The organism is Gryllotalpicola sp. (genome assembly GCF_027352875.1).
In the GTDB taxonomy this organism is placed as follows: Bacteria; Actinomycetota; Actinomycetes; order Actinomycetales; family Microbacteriaceae; genus Gryllotalpicola.
Genome location: NZ_DAIEII010000005.1, coordinates 25,528 through 45,326, shown reverse-complemented (window position 1 = coordinate 45,326; position 19,799 = coordinate 25,528). Strand labels below are relative to the sequence as shown.

The window sequence follows — 19,799 nt, the reverse complement described above, 5'->3', positions numbered from 1 at the left end:
CCCCGTTCCAGCAGCTGCTCGATCTCGACACGGTCATCCAAGGTCAGGTGTCGGTAATGTGCGGTCAAGGAAGCGCAACCCCTCCGGTCGTCGGCGTGAACAACCACAACCTACGAGGCGTTGCGCTTCCGCCCAGAACCCCGGCCCGGGGGAAGTCATCCTGCCCATTCTGTTAGAGTCAACAGGTTGCCGTCTAACGGCCGCGGGCAGAGAGCGTCAGGGCAGAAGGCCCGGGCACCGCGCAGCAAAACGAAAGGGGATCCTATTCATGGCACTTGATTCAGAGGCCAAGAAGGCGATCATCGACGAGTACGCGACGCACCCCGGTGACACCGGTTCCCCCGAGGTGCAGGTCGCGATCCTCACCAAGCGGATCAAGGACCTCACCGAGCACCTCAAGGAGCACAAGCACGACCACCACTCGCGTCGTGGTCTGCTCATCCTGGTCGGTCAGCGCCGCCGCCTCCTCGGATACCTCCAGGAGATCGACGTCAGCCGCTACCGCGCGCTCATCGAGCGCCTCGGGCTCCGCCGATAGTTCCGCGCCTCCGGCGCGCGAGCCGATAGTCAATAGCTCGCCAAGCCTCAGAGCGGCCCGGCGCACAGTGTGCGACGGGCCGTCTCTCATAAGGTCAGGGGATGTTCCGCCGTCATCCCGTCATCGCCCCGATCACGATCGCCTACCTCGCGGCCGTGGCCTGGGTCACGCTGACCCCGGGCAACGTCGGCCAGAAGGACACGGCCGTCTTCTGGCTCTACGTGCACATCCAGCGCTACGCGGGATCATCGTCCGTGCTGGCGCACTGGGCGACGTACCCGCATCTCGAGTTCACCCTCAACGTCGTGCTGTTCCTGCCGATCGGGCTGTTCCCCGTGCTGCTGCTCGGGTGGCGGCGATGGTGGGTGGGGCTTGCCCTCAGCATCGCGTCGACCGGCGCCATCGAGTTCGTGCAGCGGTACATCCCGGGCCGCGTCTCCGACATCCGCGACGTCGCGTCGAACTCGCTCGGCGGGGCGATCGGGGTCGTGATCGGCATCGGGTTCGCGCTCGCCGCGTCAAAGAGGCTCCGGCGCCACTGACGGGGTTCGCCCAGACCTCTCTGATAGCCTTGCCGTTCGTAGGAGTAGGCCGGCAGGCGCTGGTCCTCGGTGGTGGATTTCGGACGCGGTGCCGAGACCTTCTACTGGTGGCCAGTAAGAGCTTCGGGCTCGGCCCTGCCTGCATCCTGCTCCTGCATGCAACCCCGCATGCCGCATCCGGCGGCCGGGGAAAAGACAGGAGAAAAGACCTCAATGGAAGGTCCTGAAATCAAATACGCCGAGGCTGTCCTCGACAACGGCAAGTTTGGCAAGCGCGTCATCCGCTTCGAGACCGGCCGTCTCGCTCAGCAGGCGCAGGGCGCCGTCGCCGCCTACCTCGACGGCGAGACGATGCTGCTCTCCGCGACGAGCGTGAGCAAGCAGCCGAAGGAGCAGTTCGACTTCTTCCCGCTCACCGTCGACGTCGAGGAGCGCTCGTACGCCGCCGGCAAGATCCCCGGCTCGTTCTTCCGCCGCGAAGGTCGCCCTTCGACGGAGGCCATCCTGGTCTGCCGTCTCATCGACCGCCCGCTGCGCCCCTCGTTCATCGACGGTCTGCGCAACGAGATCCAGATCGTCGTCACCGTCCTCGCCATCGCGCCGGACGAGTTCTATGACGCGCTCGCCATCAACGCAGCATCCGCGTCGACCCAGATCTCGGGCCTGCCATTCTCCGGCCCGATCGCCGGCGTGCGCGTCGCGCTCATCGGCGACCAGTGGGTCGCGTTCCCCAAGGCGTCGCAGCTGCTCGACGCGGTGTTCGACATGGTCGTGGCCGGCCGCGTGGTCAAGGCCGCCGACGGCTCGTCCGACGTCGCCATCATGATGGTCGAGGCCGAGGCGACCGAACACAGCTGGGAGCTCATCCAGGGCGGTGCGACCAAGCCCAGCGAGGCCGTCGTCGCGCAAGGTCTCGAGGCGGCCAAGCCCTTCCTCCGCGTCCTCGTCGCCGCGCAGGAGCAGCTCGCCGCCCAATCGGCGAAGGAAGTTCAGGAGTACCCGGTCTTCTTGCCCTACAGGGCCGAGACCTACGCCGCGGTCGACGCGCTCGCGCACGACGACCTCGCGAAGGTCTACCAGATCGCCGACAAGATCGAGCGCCAGAATGCTGACGACGAGCTCAAGACCCGCGTCAAGGCCGACATCGCCGCCAAGGTCGGCTTCGGCGAGCTGCCCGAGTCGGCGCTTTCCGAGGTCAGCGCCGCCTACAAGTCGGTGACGAAGAAGGTCATGCGCACCCGCGTGCTCCGCGAGGGCATCCGCATCGACGGCCGCGGCACCAGGGACATCCGTCCGCTGGACGCCGAGGTCCAGGTCCTCCCGCGTGTGCACGGTTCGGCCATCTTCCAGCGCGGCGAGACGCAGATCCTCGGCGTCACGACGCTCAACATGCTCAAGATGGAGCAGCAGATCGACTCGCTGTCGCCCGTGACGACCAAGCGCTACCTGCATCACTACAACTTCCCGCCCTACTCGACCGGTGAGACCGGCCGGGTCGGCAGCCCGAAGCGTCGCGAGATCGGCCACGGATTCCTCGCCGAGCGTGCGCTCGTCCCGGTGCTTCCGAGCCGCGAAGACTTCCCGTACGCCATTCGGCAGGTTTCCGAGGCGCTCGGCTCCAACGGCTCGACCTCGATGGGCTCGGTGTGCGCCTCGACGCTCTCGCTGCTCAACGCGGGCGTCCCGCTGAAGGCGCACGTCGCGGGCATCGCGATGGGCCTCATCTCGGAGCAGACCGAAAGCGGCACCGAATACGCGGTCCTCACCGACATCCTCGGCGCCGAGGACGCCCTCGGCGACATGGACTTCAAGGTCGCCGGCACGTCCGAGTTCGTCACCGCGATCCAGCTCGACACCAAGCTCGACGGCATCCCGTCGGCCGAGCTGGCCCGTGCGCTGCAGCAAGCGAAGGAGGCGCGTACCACGATCCTCTCGGTGCTCACCGCCGCCATCGACACCCCCGACGAGATGGCGCCCACCGCGCCTCGCGTTATCAGCGTGCAGATCCCGGTCGACAAGATCGGCGAACTCATCGGACCCAAGGGCAAGACGATCAATGCCATCCAGGACGAGACCGGCGCTCAGATCTCGATCGAAGAGGACGGCACCGTCTACATCGGCGCCACCGACGGCGCGTCGGCCGAGGCCGCCCGCGCCCAGGTCAACGCCATCGCCAACCCGACGAACCCGGAGGTCGGCGAGCAGTTCCTCGGCACCGTCGTGAAGCTTGCCGCGTTCGGCGCCTTCGTCTCGCTGCTGCCCGGCAAGGACGGCCTGCTGCACATCTCCGAGGTGCGCAAGCTCGCCGGCGGCAAGCGCGTCGAAAACGTCGAGGACGTGCTCAGCGTCGGCCAGAAGATCCTCGTCGAGATCACGAAGATCGACGACCGCGGCAAGCTGTCGCTGGCTCCCGTCGTCGCCGATGGCGAGGGCGGCGCGTCGGCCGAGGCTGTCCTCGAGGCCGCTGTCGAGTAGTCGGTACCTTAAAGCCCGAGGGCGCTGCGCGGAGTGTTCCGTGTGGCGCCCTCGGCGTACCAGACCCCTCTTTTGGGGATGGCGTTTTCGCACAACTCGGCAAATTTCTCGTAACGGTTCGGGTGCGCCCTCCGAGGATGGGGGGAGAGTGACTTACCCTCATCCAAAGCGCTGAGGGAAATGGGGGCGGGCATGGTCGAGAAGCACGCCGATCCGGCTGTCCCCGCGCGCGCCTCCGAGTTGGACGCCGACGAACTCCAGGTGCGCTCTGACGCTCTGCTCGCCGGCGACGCCGACCGCACCGCTCCTGTCGCGATCGTCGCGCGCCGCCGGGTCGGCGAAACCGAACTCGACGTGTTCCCGATCGCACTCGGCGCCGCGCGCCTCGCCGCGCTCGACGACGCCGTGGCGTTTGCCATCCTCGACCGCTTCGCCGCCCGCGGAGGCACCCTCATCGACCTCGCGAGCCACGGCGGCCGCGGCCGCAGCGAGGCGCTCGTCGGCGAGTGGCTGGAGAGGCGTCGCCTCACCGACCGCATGCAGCTCTCCATCAGGATGTCGCCGACTGCCGGCGTGCTCGAGCGCGACGCCGCCCCGAGCGCCCAGTCGCTCATCGCCGCAGTCGCCCGCGCGATCGCGCGGCTCCGCGTCGACAGCGTCGACCTCGTCATCGTGGACCTGCGGACGCCGGGCATCACCCTCGAGCACGGTCTCGCGGCCATCGACAGCCTCGCAACAGCCGGCCGGGCGCGGTACGCGGCCGTCGCCGGCGCGACGGCCGACGAACTGCTCAGCGCACGGGTGCTGGCCGCGGCGAACGGCCTGCCGCGCTTCGTGGGCGTCCTGGGCGACTGGGACCCGCTCCAACGCAGCGCGTTCGACGGCGAGGTCGGCATGGCCATCGCCGCGCAGAATCTCGCGATCCTGCCCGATGCGAGCCTCGCCGCCTCGCTCCTGTCGGCGCCGCCGCTGCCGCAGAAGGAGTTCGCCAGCCGTATCCTCGGCCTCGGTCTGCCGACCCGCGCGCCGGGCGAGCGCGCCGTCGATCTGCTGGGACGCGGCCGTCAGCACCGCGTCGCGGCGGTCCTCGACCGCGCCGCCGCCGAGCACCGCGTCCGCCCGATCGCCGTCGCGCTGGCCTGGCTGCTCGCCAAACGCGGCGTTGCAGCACCGATCGTGGGTGTCACCCGCCCTGAGCAGATCGACGCGATCATGACCGCGGCAGCGGTGCGCCTCACGCGCTCTGACATCCTCGACCTCGATCGCGCGGTCGAGGGCTAGCCGCCCGGGCGGAGCATTCGGCTCGCTTCCTCGTCGGCCAGGACGATCACATCCGGGTGGTGCTGCAGTGCAGACGCGGGCAGATCGGGCGTGACGGGGCCCAGGATCGCTGCCGTCAGGGCTTCTGCTTTGGCCGAACCGAACGCGAGCACGACGAGAGTTGCAGCATTAAGGATGGTCCCGATGCCCTGCGTGATCGCCTGCATCGGCACCGCGTCCAAGGCCCCGAAGAAGCGCGCGTTGTCGCGCCGGGTGCGCTCGTCCAGATCGACCAGGCGTGTGCGGGAGTTCAACAGAGACCCGGGCTCGTTGAAGCCGATGTGTCCGTTGCTGCCGATGCCGAGCAGTTGCAGGCGGATTCCGCCGGCCCGTGCGATCTCGTCATCGTATGCAGCAGCGACCGCCTGTGGAGATGGCAGATGCAGATGGTCGGGGGCGAGGCCGACCGGTTCTGCGAACTGGCGCAACAGCGTGGCACGGTAGCTGTTCGCGTCGTCCGGAGGAAGACCGATGTATTCGTCGAGGGCGAATGCCTGCGCGCGGGAGACGCCGGATTGCAGTTCCGGATCGCCGGAGACGAGTATCGCGAGTTCTTCGTAGACGGCCTCGACGCTCGAGCCCGTTGCCAGGCCGAGGACGGGACTCTCCGTCCGGAGCACACCCGCCAGCAGATCCGCCGCCTGTCGGGACGCCTCATCGCGGTCGGCGACGATCAGACGGAGCGAAGAACTGGCGGGCATGTGAGTCCTTTACCTTGAAATGTACAACTAGGAAAATAATGTACATTGCGCTCAAGACCGCCATGCCGTGAGCGATTCGAATGCCGTATGTCGGATGAATGAAAGGACCACCGTGTCGCGGATCGAGAGCGTGATCATGCACCGTCGAGAGATTCCTCTGGTGCGACCCTTCGTGACAGCCGTGAGAACCGCCTACACGGTCGATGCCCTGCTGGTCGAGGTGCAAGACAGCGACGGACGTTCCGGCTGGGGGGAGGCTCCGACCAGCTGGCGGGTCACCGGCGAGAGTCACGCGAGTGTGACCGCCGCGATTGAAGGACCGCTCTACGAGGCCATCCGCGGTATGCCGGTGGAAGACCCGGTAGCGGTGAGCGCGGCTCTGGAGAGAGCGGTGGTGCGGAACTCCTCGGCGCGTATGGCCGTCGACTGCGCGGTGTACGACCTCGCAGCGCGCCAGGCCGATCTTCCGCTCTACAGGTACCTCGGCGGAGAGCGTGACGTGGTGCGCACCGACATGACCGTTTCCGCGGCGGCGACGGGGCGCGAGGTCGACGAGCTCGTGCGCAGTGCCGTCCGGCACGTCGACGATGGCTTCACCACCGTGAAGGTGAAGGTCGGAGCCGGAACCGACGACCGGACGGTTGTCGCCGCAGTCCGCGCGGCTGTCGGTCCGGAAGTCGCACTGCGAGTGGATGCCAATCAGGCGTGGCAGCCGGAGCAGGCCGTGCGAATCATCTCGGCCTGGGAGGATGACGGCATCGGCGTCGAGTTCGTGGAGCAGCCGGTGCACCGGGATGACGTGGCAGGCCTCGCGCACGTCACCGAGGTGGTGTCGACGCCGATCCTGGCCGACGAGACGGTCTGGGCGAGACGGGATCTGCGCGAAGTGCTTCGCGTGCGGGCCGCAGATCTCATCAACGTGAAGCTCGCGAAGACGGGCGGCCTGCGCGAGGCGATCGAACTCGCCGTTCTCGCTCGGCAGAACGAGGTCGGCGTCGTGATCGGCTGCATGTCCGAGACCCACGTCGGTATCGCTGCGGCGGCCGCGCTCGCCTCCGCCGTCGCCCCCGACGAGCCCCAGGATCTCGACGCAGGGCTGTGGCTGGTGAGCAGTCCGGCGCAGGGCGGCGTCTTGTACCAGGCCGAACTTCTCCGCTTGTCGGGGGAGCCGGGGACGGGAATCCTCGGGCTCAGACGCTGACGGATCCGGCCGGAATTCCGGTCGAGCCGACGGACGACGGACGGCCCGGTCGAGAAGCACGCCCGTCGATCACCGCGTCGCTTCTTCCAAGAGCTCCAGGATGTGCCGGTATTGCTGCCCGGTGGCGCGGCTCATTCCGAGTTCGCAGGTGAGGTTGGCCGAAGCGTAGGCGCTGTAATCGCGCTGCCCGATCGCCGCCGCCTCGGCCCGGGTGGCGGATGCAGTGAGCTCGGGATGGAGCATCCCCCGGTCTCCGGCGAATCCGCAGCATCCCCAGTCGTCCGGGATGACCGCTTCGACGCTGATCGCTTCGCCGATCCTGATCAGCGGATCGGTCACCCCGAGCTGGGTGGAGGAGCACGTCGGATGCATCATGAGCGAGTCGAGACGCCGCGTGATGTTCAGACGCGGCAGAAGCTGCTGTTCGACGAACTCGACGGCGTCGATGATTCGCAGTCCGCTTTCCGCGGCCAGGTTCAGGAACCCCTCCGTGCACGAGACACCGTCGGAGATCACCGGGAGTCGGCCCCGATCGCTGGCCGCGAAAAGCTCAGGGACCACGTTCTCGGTCATAGTCTGGTGCCCGGCGTGGAAGCCCTTCGAGGCCCACGGCGTGCCGCAGCACATGTCACCGATCCTTTCGGGGATGAGCACCTCGACCCCGGCCCGGCGACAGAGGGCGAGAAACGCCTCGCGGACTCCGACTCCGCCGGCTGCGGGCGCGAACATGGTGCCGATGCAGGACGGGACATAGACGGCGGCGGGGTCGGCAGCGGCGAGCGGGTGCCGCGGGCTGCCACCGGCGGGGAGGTCGGCACTGTAGCGCGGCACGGTGTCGGCACCGAGCACCGCACGGCCGAGCCCGGTCGTCGCGGATACCAGCGGCGCTGGCATCGCCTTGGCAGTGTTCATCGCCAGAGCCGCGACGTTGGTGACAGCCCCCCAGCGCTTGGCCGCCTGGTTCCAGCCCGTCTCAGCGAGCGCGTTGTTCCGCTCGCTTCGAAGCCTTTTGACGAGTTTGCCGGTGTCGATGTTCACCGGGCAGGCAGTGGAGCACATGCCATCAGCCGCGCAGGTGTCCAGGCCGTCGTAGCCGTAATCCTTATCGATCTCCGCGACCAGGCCAGCGTCCCCGGCCAGCAGTGCGCGAGCGCGCTCGCGGCGTAGGACGATGCGCTGCCGCGGTGTGACGGTGAGGTCCTTGCTCGGGCATACCGGTTCGCAATAGCCGCATTCCACGCACCTGTCGACTTCCTCTTCGACACTGGGTGTGAGCTTCAGGTATGACAGCGGACCGTCGGGGTCTTCGTTGAGCAGGACCCCCGGGTTGAGTATGCCCGCCGGGTCGACAAGCCTCTTAACTTCGCACATGATGTCGTAGAGTTCGTCGCCGAACTGGCGGCGCACATAGGGCGCCATGATCCGGCCCGTGCCGTGCTCGGCCTTGAGCGTGCCGTTCTGGCTGAGAACCAGCTCGACCATCTCCTCGGTGAACGCAGCCGAGCGTGCGCGCGAGGCGGGATCGGCGAAGTGCTCGGTGAGCATGAAGTGGATGTTGCCGTCCTTGGCATGGCCGAAGATGACGCTGTCGTCGTAGCCGTGCTTGTCGAAGAGAGCGATGAGCCCCTTGCAGGTGTCGCGGAGTCGGTCGACGGGGACTGCAATGTCTTCCAGCAGTGCGGTCGTGCCCGAGGGTCGGTTTCCGGCCACCGTGGCATAGAGGTCCTTGCGGATGTGCCAGAGGGCGTTCCGGCGCGCGGCGTCCTGGGTGAGGACGGCAGGATGCGCCAGCGGCAGATGCGCTGCAAGCTGTTCCCACGCGTCAAGTCGGGCGGTGAGATCCTCGGTGCTCTCCTCCTGATACTCGACGAGCAGCGCAGCGTGCTGGTCGACGGGGAGGGCGAGAAGCTCCTCGTCGGCGGCGGGGTCGCGCTGCGCAACACGAAGCGCGGTCGCATCCAGCAACTCGATGGTGGCGAGACCTGACGCGACGAGTGCGGTCAGCGCGCTGGTGGCCTCGTCGAGAGTCGGGAAGTAGAGCATGCCGGTCGCGACATGCGGTTTCACCGGAAGCGTGTCGAGGACCGCCTCAGCGACGAAGGCGAGGGTGCCTTCGGAACCGATGACGAGGTGCAGCAGGATCTCGACGGGCTGATCGTGATCGGTGAACGCGTTGAGTCCGTAGCCCATGGTGTTCTTGAACGCGTACTGCGTCGCGATGGCCTGGACGGACGCCGGGTTGCTGCGGATCTGATCGCGCAGTCCGCGCAGACCCTCCCACAGTGCGGGCTGACGTGTGCGCAGCTGCTCGTCGGCGTCGGGAGCGGCGGTATCGATGCGCGTCCCGTCGGGCAGGACGAGGACGGCGGAGCGGATCGTCTTGTAGGCGTTGAACTCGGTGCCGCAGGACATCCCGCTCGAGTTGTTTGCAATGACCCCCCCCATGGTGCAGGCGGCTTCGCTCGCGGGATCGGGTCCGAGTTTGCGCTTGTGCCGGGCGAGGCGGGCATTGACCTGTCGGACCGTGGCGCCCGGTTGGACACGCACCGCCTCTCCGCCGTCGAGGATCTCGATGGCGCGGAAGTTGCGTCGGGTGTCGAGCACGAACGCGTCGGTGGAGGCCTGGCCGGAGAGACTGGTGCCACCGGAACGGAAGGACACCGGGATTCCGCTGTCGTGGGCTAGTCGCAGGAGACCGGCGAGGTGGCCGGCATCGTTGACGGTGATGACTCCGGCCGGCATCATCAGGAAGTGCGAGGCGTCATGGGCGGCCGCCAACCGGTCGGTCGCGCGCATGCGCAGGCTTCCCGCGGCGAGCGCTTCGATCTGATCGGTCAGCTTCGGGGTGAGGGTCGGGGTGGGCAACGGTGCTCCTTGGTGGGTATGCAGCGGGCGGAACGGATCCTCCCGTTCGGGCCGGTCAGGCTGCGGTCAGGGTGCGGCCGGGAATCGCGGCGATGAGCTGCTTCGTGTATTCATCGCGCGGCGCCTGGAAGATCTCGTCGGGTTCCCCCGATTCGACGACTTTTCCGGCGTGCATGACGTAGACGCGGTGGGCGACCAGACGCACCACGGCGAGATCGTGGCTGATGAACAGGTACGACAGGCCGAGTTCACGTTGGAGTGAGACCATCAGGTCGAGAATCTGCTCCTGCACCAGCACGTCGAGGGCGCTGACGGCTTCGTCCATGACCACGAGTTCGGGATTGAGCGCCAGCGCTCGTGCGATGGCGACTCGCTGGCGCTGGCCGCCGGAGAGCTCATGCGGATGCCGATCGGCGAACGAGGCGGGCAGCGCGACCTTGTCCAGCAGTTCACCGACGGTCTTCTCCCGCGACGCGGAAGTGCCGATCTTATGCACTCTCAACGGTTCTGCGATGACCTGGGCGATGGTGTACCGGGGGTCCAGCGAGGCGTAAGGGTTCTGGAACACCGGCTGGACGGAACGACGGAAAGCCAGCAGCGCCCTTCCTCGCAGACTCGCGGTGTCGGTTCCGCGGTAGCGGATCGTGCCGCCATCGGCCTGCTCGAGTCTGAGCGCCAGCCGAGCGGTCGTGGACTTGCCCGAGCCGGATTCGCCGACGATGGCGATCGTCTGCCCTCGCGGTACGGTGAGGCTCACCCCGTCGACGGCGAAGAACGGTTCGGTTTGGCCGCGCAGACGGTACTTCTTGACGGCGCCGCTGATCTCCAGCAGTGTTTCGGGTGTATCGCGGTCGCTGGTGTCGACAGCAGGGGCGACCTTGAGGCTGGCCATGCTGGGGGCGGCGGCGAGCAGCCGCTTGGTGTACTCGTGGTGAGGGTTGGCGACGATCTCAGCAGCCGGGCCTGATTCCACGACCTCGCCGCGGTACATGACGACGACCCGGTCGGCGCGCTCGGCGGCCAGCGCGAGATCGTGGGTGATCAGGAGAACGGCGGCGCCGAGGTCGGCGGCGAGGCGGCCCATCTGATCGAGGACCAGCCGCTGCACCGTGACGTCGAGCGCAGATGTCGGTTCGTCGGCCAAGAGCACCTCGGGGCGGCAGGCCAGTGCCATGGCGATCAGGACGCGCTGGCGCATACCGCCGGAGAACTCGTGCGGGTATTGGTGGAACCTGATCTCCGGTGTGCTGATGCCGGCCTCGCCGAGCAGCCGGATCGCCTCCGTCTCGGCGGCACGCCCTTTGGCGTGCCCATGCACCTCAAGGGCCTCGACGATCTGCTTGCCGACCTTCATCACGGGGTCGAGATTCGTCATCGGGTCCTGCGGGACCAGGCCGATGCGGTTCCCGCGGACGCTCGTCATGGTCTTTTCGCTGGCGGTGGTGGTGTCCAGATCCTTCAGCATGATCGTGCCGGACGAGATGCGCCCGTTCTCGGCCAGGAGACGGTTAACGCTGGCTGCGAGCGTGGACTTACCGGAACCTGACTCGCCGACGACCGCCACGGTCTCGCCGGCCGCGATGTCGAGGCTGACGCCGCGGATGGCTTCTACCTCGCCCCGAGAGGTCGAGAAGGTCACGGACAGGTTGTGGACGCTGAGCACAGGCTGTCGGGCCGGGACGGCGATCATGGTAGCTCCGGGGAAATCGCGAGCGGACGGGTGGAGAGGGCGGCGAGGCCGGCGTCGAGCAGCGCGTCCTGGATCTGGACGACCGTGACGAGTCCTTCGCGCGCATCCGTGGTGCCTCTGCGGACCGGCCCGACCGTCCCGTGCAGGCGCATCGCGCCGCCAGCGATGACGAGCTCCTGCTCGAGGCCGATCCCGAACCACGTGCCGGTGAAACCGCCATGGCCCAAGAGCGTCAACTCGCCGTCGGGCGTTGGACGGGTGCTCCGGCGGAAGCCGACCGCCTGCTCCGGATGGATCGGAGTCGGCGTCGCGAACCTGGTGAGCACCGGGCCTGGGACGAAATCGCCCTCGCGTAACGCTGCGCCGAGGATCAGAAGTTCTTCGACCGTCGCGAAGAGGCCGGCGTGGCCGGCGACACCGCCGAGCGCGTGTGCGGCGTTGCCGTCGTTGACCTGCCCGCGCAGCGGATAGTCGCGCCAGCCAGCGAACTGATCGACGGCGAAAGGGACCGGATACGGGATTCCGGTGGCGATCATGGCGAATTCGTAGGCGTCGCTATCGCTGCTGGTTGCGGTCTCCGCAGCCGGGCGCGGGCCGTAGCCCGCGCTCAGACCGAGTGGTTCGGCGATGAGGGAACGGAACGCCTCCGCGAGTTCCAGCGAGGTGACCCGTTCGATGACGATGCCGGCGAGGATGAGGCCGAGGTCGGAATACTGCCAGGCGGTACCGGGGGGCAGGTCCAGGGGGAGAGTCTGCGCCCACTGGAGCGCGGTGTCGCGGTCGCTCGTCTCGAGGTACAGCGGCCACCAGGCTCGAAGACCCGCGGTGTGCGTGAGCAGCTGTTCCAGGGTGACATCGTCCTTGCCCTCGCCCCGAAAATCGGGCAGATAGCGCTGGACGGGCGCCGCGAGGTCGAGCTCGCCTTCGGCGACGAGACGCATCGTCAGGGCGGTGGTCGACGCCACCTTGGTGACCGAGGCCAGGTCGAGGTCCAGGTCGATCGTCATCGGCACACCTGGCGCGCCCGCCGCGGGAAGCCGGGCCCAGCCTCCGGCGGCGACATCTGTTCCCGCCGAGGTGCGGACGCCGATGATGGCGCTGGCCGGATGGCGATTGTCATCGCCGAGGGTCAGCAGTTGGTCGACGGCGGAGCTGAGGTGGGTCATCATCCGGCATCCGCTACCGGGACCACGGTGAGCCCTGTCGGCCATTGGGGGGAGCGGATCAGTGGCGGGAAACCGCCAGTCGGTGCAGGCGTGAGACGGCCGAGCACGCGGGGGGCGGTGGCACCGGTGCAGCTCGGGACGTTGCCGGGCAGTCCGTGGAGCGTCGCCCAGCCGATGAGCGCGAAGGCGATCGCCTCTTTGTCGTCGGCGGGCACGCCGAGAACATCGCTGGCGATCACCTGCACCTCGGGCAGGAGTGCGTTGATGCGCTCCATGAGCACCGGGTTGTGAAGTCCGCCCCCCGAGACGACCAGGAGATCGAGACGGGCGGCGCGGATCGCGTCCGCGACCGTGACCGCGGTCAGCTCGGTCAGTGTCGCGACGATGTCGGGAAGCCGTGGATCGACGCCGGCCCGTGCGATCGCGGCGGTCACATGATCGTGATGGAAGAGCTCCTTCCCGGAGCTCTTGGGGGCGGGGAGCGCGTAGTACGGCTCCTCCAGCAGCGTCTGCAGTAGTCGTTGGTCGACGACACCGGCTCCCGCGAGGGCGCCGTCCCGGTCAAAGGTGTCGTCCGTCACGGGGGAGGCGGTCACCACGGCGTCGATGAGGGCATTGGCCGGTCCGATGTCCCAGGCCACCGGAGCGTGGCCGGGTGCGCAGACGGTCACGTTGGCGATGCCGCCGAGGTTCAAAGCTCCGGCGCGCTGTCCCGCAGCGCGGGCCGGGCTCAGGATCAACTGGTCCAGGATCGGGACCAGCGGAGCGCCCTGGCCGCCGACGGCGATATCGGCGGCGCGCACGTCCGAGATGACTGGCAAGGCCGTCATCTCGGCGATCCAAGCGGCTTGTCCGAGTTGGAGGGTGCCGAGGGCGTGTCCGTCGTCCACCCAGTGGAAGACAGTCTGTCCGTGACTGCAAATAGCGTCGACAGGACCGGACCAGGGCAGTGCGGCATGCGCCTCGAGTGCGTTATGGGCCGCGGCGGCGAATGCCTGTCCAATGCGGGTATCGAGCTCGCAGACGGTCTCGAAGCCGACGCGCGAGGGCGGTAGAGCCTGGAGCAGACTCGAGCGTAGGTCCGCGTCATAAGGAATCGAGTCGGTGTACTCGACCGAGCCGGTGAGCTTCTCGCCGTCTTCGGTGAAGTCCACGACCGCGATGTCGATGCCGTCGTGCGAAGTGCCGGAGATCATCCCGAGGATACGCATCAGCGGCCGACGATCTTTCCCAGAAATCCGCCCGCTGCCTCGAGCGCGGCGCGAACCTCTTCGGCGTCCATTCCGGTAGCGATCATCGCGATGGCCTCCTTGGCATGCCAGTCGGTACGGTCCAGTGCTTCTCTCGCAGTCTCCTCATCGGCGCCGGTGGCCATGACGACGATGCGGATGGCGCGGCGGACGAGTTTCGCGTTGGTGGCCTTGACGTCCACCATCAGGGTGCGGTACGACTTGCCGAGCTTGATCATGCTGACGGTGGAGAACATGTTCAGGACCATCTTCGTCGCGGTCCCCGCGGCGAGCCGGGTGGATCCGGTCACGATCTCGGGGCCGACCGGAATCTCGATACCGAAGTCGGCCGCCGCCGATACCGGGGTGTTCAGGTTGCAGGACAGCCCGACGGTGAGCGCACCCAGTTCGCCGGCGCGACGCAGCGCGCCGATGACATAAGGCGTGCGGCCGCTTGAGGCGATGCCGAGCACCACGTCCAGTGGAGTCGGGTTCAGGCCGTCCACGTCCGCGGCGCCCGCGTCGTCGCTGTCCTCCGCGGCTTCGACCGAGCTGACGAGTGCGGCAGGGCCTCCGGCGATCAGGCCGATGACGACACCGGGGTCGGCACCGAAGGTGGGCGGGATCTCGGATGCGTCGAGCACTCCGAGGCGGCCCGAGGTGCCGGCACCGGCATAGATGAGCCGACCTCCGCGCCGCATCCTGTCGATGGTCGCCTCGATCGCGGTGGCGATGACCGGCAGAGCCTCCCGAACAGCGACGGGAATCGTAGCGTCGCGATCGTTCATGAGCGTGACGAGCTCGGCGACGCCGAGCTCGTCGAGCATGAGCGAGTCGTCGGCGACGGCCTCGGTCACGAGATCGTCGAGGTCGGTGTTCGGAGGATTAGTGGTCATCAGTGGCTTCCGGTCTTGGGGTCGAGTGCGGCGCGCAGGCTGTCGCCGAGGAGGTTGAGCCCGATGACCGCGATGACGATCGCGGTGCCCGGGAAGTAGAGCATCCAGGGTGCGACCGAAGTGAGCGACTGCGCGTCCTCGACCATGCCGCCGAGGGAGGCAGCTGGCGGCGGTGTGCCGAAGCCGAGGAAGCTCAGGGACGCCTCCGTGAGGATCGCCCAGGAGAGGGAGAGCGTGATCTGCACGACGAGGATGCTGCGCATGTTCGGGATGACGTGCTCGAACAGGGTGGACAGTCGGCTTCGGCCGATGGCGGTGGACGCCATCACGTAGTCGGCGCTGCGCAGAGTCAACACCGGTCCACGGGCGACGCGGGCGAAGATCGGCAGGTAGACGATCGCGATCGACAAGGCGACCGTTTCCCAGCTGCGCTGCAGGGTGGCGGCGAGGGCGAGGGCGAGCAGAAGCGAAGGGAACGCGAAGAGGACGTTGGTGATCACGCCGACGATCCGGTCGATGAGGCCCTGATAGTAGCCGGCGAGGACACCGAGAGTCGTTCCCGCCAGGGCTGCTGCGGCCACCGAGACGATGGCGATCCGAAGCGAGTTGGCGAGCCCCGACGCGACACGCGCGAAAACATCGCGGCCGAACTGATCGGTCCCGAACCAGTGCGTGCTGCCGGGCCCCTCCAGCGCGCTCGAGACGGTCTGTTGTGCGGGGTCATGCGGGGTGAACCCGAACAGGCCCATGATCGCCAAGATGACGATCACGGTCATGAGGACGACGGAGGCGATCCCGGAAGGGGTGCGGAAAGCGGCACGCCAGACGCTCTTCCGGCGTGCGGAGCCCATCACGATGGTCGTCATATCGATCGTTTTGGCGGTGTTGCTCATCGGACGCGCACCCTCGGGTCGACCACGCGATAGACGAGGTCAGTGAGCAGGTTCACCAGGACGAACATGGTCGCGATGATGAGCACTGTGCTCTGCACGACTGCGTACTCCTTCTCGTTCAGGCCCAGCAGGACCTGTCGTCCGATGCCGGGGATGGAGAAGATCTGTTCGGCCACGAGCGCTCCGCCGAGCAGGAATCCGAACTGCAGACCGCTCATGGTGACGACCGGGATGAGGGCGTTGCGCAGGATGTGCCTGAATTGGAGCCGACGCTCGGGGACACCCTTGGCGCGGGCGGTGCGCACGAAGTCCTCAGCGCGAATGTCGAGGATGGCGGTGCGGGCGGTCTGCATCACCGGAGGGGCGATGCTGATGCCGAGGACGAGCGCCGGCAGGATCATCTGCTCGAGGTTCAGCGCGGGGTTCTCGAGGAGGGTGTTGTAGCCGGCGCCGTTCGGATACCAGTTGAAGGTGTTCGCAAGCCAGCTCGCGACGGCTGTTGCCAGCAGGAACGAGGGGATCGACAGCGCGAGAAGGCTGCCGAACTGGGTGAGGTTGTCGCGCGTCTTCCCCGGCCGACTGGCGGCGAGTACGCCGAGTGGCACGCCGAGCAGGAGACCGACGACGATCGAGAGCACCGCGAGTTCGAGGGTGTTCGGCAGCGACTGGGCGGTCATCTGCAGAACGCTCAGATGAGACGTTGCGGATACTCCGAGATTGCCGGTCAGGACTCCGCCGAGCCAGCTGAAGTATTGGGCGATCAGGGGCTTGTCGAGACCGTAGTAGATCTCGAGCGAATGGAGTTGCGCAGGGGTCAACTCGCCAGCCGCGGTGCCGTAGGCGGCAGTGATCTGGTTGCCCGGCACGACGCGCAGCAGGATGAACGTCAGAATCGAGATCCCGAGAAGGGTCAGGAGCGTCTCGCCGACTCGGCGGGTGACGGGGTGGCGCGCAACGGCGCGGAGCTGGTTCATGGGATACGTCTTAAGCGGAGAGTGTGGGGCGGGCGCGTGGCGCCCGCCCCACACTGGATGGTCAGGAGATCGATGCCTTCCACAACGTCATCAGGTCGGCGTCGACCCGTGGCTCGAACCCGTGAACCGAGGTGTTGAGGACGATGTACTCCTTCGGGGTGAACAGCCAGATCCATGCCGCGTTGTTGACGAGCTGCTCGGAGATCTGCTTGTAGATGGCCGTGCGCTGTGCGGTGTCCGTGGTGGCGATGCCCTGGGCAAAGAGGTTGTCCAGTTCCGGTGAGCGGTAGCCGGCGACCTTGTTGTATGTGCCCGTCGATGTGAAGTATCGGGCGTACATGGTGTTCGGGTCCGGGCTGCCGCTGTTCTGCGCGATGGCGGCGTCGAAGTCACCGGCCAGCCACTTCTGCACATAGGTGTTGGAGTCCAGGGTCTGGACGTTCACCTTGATACCGACCTTGCCGAGTTGCGCCTGGATGTTCTGGGCCTCGTCGACCGCGCTCGAGTAGAGGCCCTGCGAAGTCATGAGGTTCAACGTGAAGCCGTTCGGCGTTCCGGCCTTGGCAAGGTACGACTTCGCCTTGGCGAGGTCCTGCGTCGGGCAGGGCTGATCATTGGTGTCGGATTTGAACTGTGGCGACGTGATGGGGCCGGTGATGTCACCGGCGCCGAGAGCTGCCGAGTCGACGACGTCCTGGCGGGAGATCGCGCACTGGATCGCGAGGCGGGTGTTTACATTGGAGAGCACCGGGGACGCTGCGCGCAGCTGAAGGGCGTGGTACTGAAGCGAGCCGACCGAATCGGTCGTCACCGTCGGTGATGTTGCCGTCTTCGCCGTGACGGGGTTGTCGAAGACCGCGATGTCCACGGCGCCGGTCTTCAGCGCCAGGACCATCGACTGATCGTCGGGGATGATGCGGAACTCGAGTCCCGCTGCTCCCGGCTCGCCGCCGAAGTAGTCGGCGTTGCGCTTGAGCGTGATCGATTCGTTCGGGACGCGGCTGACGAACGTGTACGGGCCGGAGCCGTCGGGCTTCGTCTGCAGGCTGTCGACCGAGACGTCAGACGGCACGATGCCGGTGTTCGGCTGGGTCAGGCCGGCGGGGAACGAGGCGTCCGCCTTCTTCAGCTTCACGACGACCGTCTGCGGGTCCGGGGCCTCCACGCTCGCGACCGAGGCGAAGTAGGACGTCGAACTCGCCTTGGAGGCGGGATCCATGATCTTGTCGAACGTGTACTTCACATCGGTCGAGTCCAGCGTGGATCCGTCGGCGAATTTGACGCCGCTGTGGAGGGTGAAGGTGTAGGTCAAGCCGTCGGAAGACACCTTCGGCAGGTCGGCGAGGCCGGCGATCGGCTCCTTCTGAGCATTCGAGTCCAGCAGCGGGCTGTACAGCTGCGACAGCACCTGCAGCGACTGCTCGGACGTCAGTGTCCACGGGACCATCTGAGTGGGGTCGGCGGTGATGCCAAAGACCAGCGTTCTGCCGGAGTTCGACGAGCCGGTGCTGGAGTTGCTGGTGCCGGAACACCCTGCGAGCAGCAGAGTGGCGGCGGTAACCGCGGCGCCGGCGACGAGCGCACGGCGGGTGGAGCGGCTGACCTGATTCACGGGGTCTCCTTGGTATCGGGTGATGCGCCTGCTGTGGTCGGCAACACTGGCGGCGCTGCCAGCATCGACGTTATGGCAAATTTGTTTCCCAAATTGTTTCTAAGCTGTAAATTTTTTTACATGGTGTTGGGGCCAACGTCAACTTATGGACCATCCGGCTCCGGAGAGCCGAACCGCGGCTTGCCGCGGTCCCCTAGCGACCGCGCGATTCGATATACGGTGATGTCCTACACGAGCACGGATGGGGTGAGCTGATGACGGAGGACGTTCTGGTGCGATTGCGCCAGCAGCTGCCGGCGTTGCGGCCCAGCGAGCAGCGAATAGCGCGAACCGCGATCGCGGATCCCGCCGGAGTTTCCGGCCTGAACATCACTCAGCTCGCGTCGCGAAACGACACCTCGACGACCACGGTCGCACGCTTCTGCCGCAACATCGGCTTCGACGGATACAAGAGCTTCTGCCTTGCGCTGGCGCGCGCGGCGGTCGACGAAAGCGGTCGCCGCGTCGAGTTCGGTATCTCGGAGGGTGACATCGACCCGACGGATACCACCGCCGAGGTCGTCCGCAAGCTCGCCTATCAGGAGGCCCGCGCTGTTGAGGAGACCGCGGCGATGCTCGACCTCGCCGAGGTCGATCGCCTCGTCGCCGCGATCAGCGGTGCCCCCGTGATCGACCTCTATGGTTCCGCCGGCTCTGGACTCGCCGCGCAGGACCTCCAGCAGAAGCTGAGACGCATCGGCTATCAGGCCAACGCGTGGACCGATGTCCACCTTGCGCTCACGAGCGCCGCAGTACTGCCGCCCAATGCCGTTGCGATCGCCTTCTCGCACTCGGGCGAGACGGAAGAGGCCATCTCGTCCATTGAAACTGCAGCCCGCAGCGGCGCCTTCACGGCGGCGGTCACCAATTTTCCGGACTCGCCGCTGGCGCAGATCGCCGACGCTGTCCTGACCACGGCCTCGCGCGAGACGCGCTTCCGCTATGGGGCGATGTCGAGCCGCATGGCTCAGCTGATGATCGTCGATGTGATCTTCATGGGCGTAGCGCAGCGCAAGCCCGAGGCGATCTCCGACCTGCTGTCTCGCACGCTCGCTGCTGTCGCAGGCCGGCGTCGGCCGCGGAAGAACGACACGCTTTAGCCTTGTCCAGCGGCTGCGGCGGCGGAAGCCGCCGTGCTCATCCGCCGAGCGTTTTGGCCATCCCCAGTTGCGGCTGGCCCCACTCGGCGAGGGTTTCCACGCGCCCGTCGGGCTCCCAGCCCTGACGGCGATAGAAGGCTATCGAAGGGGCGTTCTGCTGAAAGACCCACAGCTGCCCGGTCGCGGCGCCCATGGCGTACAGTCTGGTCTCGGCTGCGGCGAGCAGGAGCCTTCCTGCCCCGCCGCCCTGGAGGAACGGAGAGACATACAAAGAACTCACATATCCCACGTCGTCCGGCTCGAGCCGGAAGCCGACGAAACCGCAAACCTCGTGCAGGTCGGCGTCTGAGACCGCGACGACAATGGGGGACGCGCGCCGCGTCAAGGCATCGGCCCACAGGGACCGGGCCTTCTCGGGAGTCATGGTCGCAACCAGTTCCTCCGGGAGGGCCGCGGGATAGCTGATCCGCCAGCAGTCCGTGAACACCGTGACGATCTGCTCCAGATCGGAGCGTTCCGCATTGCGAAGGGTGACCATGCACGCCACTGTAGGCGAAC

General features: G+C 67.1%; 16 protein-coding genes. 6 read left to right on the top strand and 10 right to left on the bottom strand.

All coding sequences use genetic code 11. From position 1 onward, the window contains the following. Positions 1–268: 268 nt before the first annotated feature. From rpsO to M7D61_RS00575, 4 genes are all read left to right on the top strand, one after another. On the top strand, positions 269–538 hold the full coding sequence (rpsO, locus tag M7D61_RS00590; RefSeq protein ID WP_298226528.1) for a 30S ribosomal protein S15: 270 nt from the start codon (positions 269–271) through the stop codon (positions 536–538). A 101-nt stretch (positions 539–639) separates the two neighbouring features. Next, positions 640–1,080, top strand: a complete 441-nt coding sequence (locus tag M7D61_RS00585; RefSeq protein ID WP_298226524.1) for a VanZ family protein — start codon at positions 640–642, stop codon at positions 1,078–1,080. A 213-nt stretch (positions 1,081–1,293) separates the two neighbouring features. Next, a complete protein-coding gene (locus M7D61_RS00580) occupies positions 1,294–3,555 on the top strand; it encodes a polyribonucleotide nucleotidyltransferase (RefSeq protein ID WP_298226522.1) in 2,262 nt (753 codons plus the stop codon). A 192-nt stretch (positions 3,556–3,747) separates the two neighbouring features. Beyond that, positions 3,748–4,836, top strand: a complete 1,089-nt coding sequence (locus M7D61_RS00575; RefSeq protein WP_298226520.1) for an aldo/keto reductase — start codon at positions 3,748–3,750, stop codon at positions 4,834–4,836. On the opposite strand, the gene M7D61_RS00570 is transcribed toward M7D61_RS00575, so the two are convergent. Beyond that, complete coding sequence (locus M7D61_RS00570) at positions 4,833–5,576, bottom strand: glucosamine-6-phosphate deaminase (protein ID WP_298226518.1); 744 nt, start codon at positions 5,574–5,576, stop codon at positions 4,833–4,835. The genes M7D61_RS00575 and M7D61_RS00570 overlap by 4 nt on opposite strands. A gap of 94 nt (positions 5,577–5,670) precedes the next feature. On the opposite strand from M7D61_RS00570, the gene M7D61_RS00565 reads away from it, so the two are divergent. Continuing rightward, positions 5,671–6,777, top strand: a complete 1,107-nt coding sequence (locus tag M7D61_RS00565) for a dipeptide epimerase (protein WP_366083704.1) — start codon at positions 5,671–5,673, stop codon at positions 6,775–6,777. A 69-nt stretch (positions 6,778–6,846) separates the two neighbouring features. On the opposite strand, the gene M7D61_RS00560 is transcribed toward M7D61_RS00565, so the two are convergent. The 8 genes from M7D61_RS00560 to M7D61_RS00525 all read right to left on the bottom strand — a co-directional run bounded on the left by M7D61_RS00560 (position 6,847) and on the right by M7D61_RS00525 (position 18,102). After that, a complete protein-coding gene (locus M7D61_RS00560; RefSeq protein ID WP_366083703.1) occupies positions 6,847–9,642 on the bottom strand; it encodes an FAD-binding and (Fe-S)-binding domain-containing protein in 2,796 nt (931 codons plus the stop codon). Positions 9,643–9,697: 55 nt separating this feature from the next. Beyond that, positions 9,698–11,332 carry an ABC transporter ATP-binding protein gene (locus M7D61_RS00555; RefSeq protein WP_298226516.1) on the bottom strand — a complete coding sequence of 545 codons (1,635 nt, stop codon included), beginning with the start codon at positions 11,330–11,332 and terminating at the stop codon, positions 9,698–9,700. Then, positions 11,329–12,501, bottom strand: coding sequence for a serine hydrolase domain-containing protein (locus M7D61_RS00550; RefSeq protein ID WP_298226514.1), 1,173 nt, complete (start codon positions 12,499–12,501; stop codon positions 11,329–11,331). The genes M7D61_RS00555 and M7D61_RS00550 overlap by 4 nt, the downstream gene beginning before the upstream one ends. Next, complete coding sequence (locus M7D61_RS00545) at positions 12,498–13,709, bottom strand: anhydro-N-acetylmuramic acid kinase (protein ID WP_298226512.1); 1,212 nt, start codon at positions 13,707–13,709, stop codon at positions 12,498–12,500. The genes M7D61_RS00550 and M7D61_RS00545 overlap by 4 nt, the downstream gene beginning before the upstream one ends. Further along, a complete protein-coding gene (murQ, locus tag M7D61_RS00540) occupies positions 13,709–14,623 on the bottom strand; it encodes an N-acetylmuramic acid 6-phosphate etherase (protein ID WP_298226510.1) in 915 nt (304 codons plus the stop codon). The genes M7D61_RS00545 and murQ overlap by 1 nt, the downstream gene beginning before the upstream one ends. After that, positions 14,623–15,516, bottom strand: coding sequence for an ABC transporter permease (locus tag M7D61_RS00535; RefSeq protein ID WP_298226508.1), 894 nt, complete (start codon positions 15,514–15,516; stop codon positions 14,623–14,625). Before M7D61_RS00535 ends, murQ begins: the two co-directional genes overlap by 1 nt. Further along, the gene (locus M7D61_RS00530; protein WP_298226506.1) at positions 15,513–16,490 is read right to left on the bottom strand and encodes an ABC transporter permease; all 978 of its coding nucleotides are present in this window, start codon (positions 16,488–16,490) and stop codon (positions 15,513–15,515) included. The genes M7D61_RS00535 and M7D61_RS00530 overlap by 4 nt, the downstream gene beginning before the upstream one ends. Before the next feature lie 61 nt (positions 16,491–16,551). After that, a complete protein-coding gene (locus tag M7D61_RS00525; RefSeq protein WP_298226505.1) occupies positions 16,552–18,102 on the bottom strand; it encodes an ABC transporter substrate-binding protein in 1,551 nt (516 codons plus the stop codon). A gap of 254 nt (positions 18,103–18,356) precedes the next feature. Here M7D61_RS00525 and M7D61_RS00520 point away from each other — a divergent pair, with 254 nt between their 5' ends. Beyond that, positions 18,357–19,241 (top strand): MurR/RpiR family transcriptional regulator, encoded by an 885-nt coding sequence (locus M7D61_RS00520; protein ID WP_298226503.1) that lies wholly within the window; start codon positions 18,357–18,359, stop codon positions 19,239–19,241. A gap of 37 nt (positions 19,242–19,278) precedes the next feature. Here the strand turns inward: M7D61_RS00520 and M7D61_RS00515 are convergent, their stop codons facing one another. Beyond that, positions 19,279–19,779: a GNAT family N-acetyltransferase gene (locus M7D61_RS00515; protein ID WP_298226501.1), complete on the bottom strand. Its 501-nt coding sequence runs from the start codon at positions 19,777–19,779 to the stop codon at positions 19,279–19,281. Between the last annotated feature and the right edge of the window lie 20 nt (positions 19,780–19,799).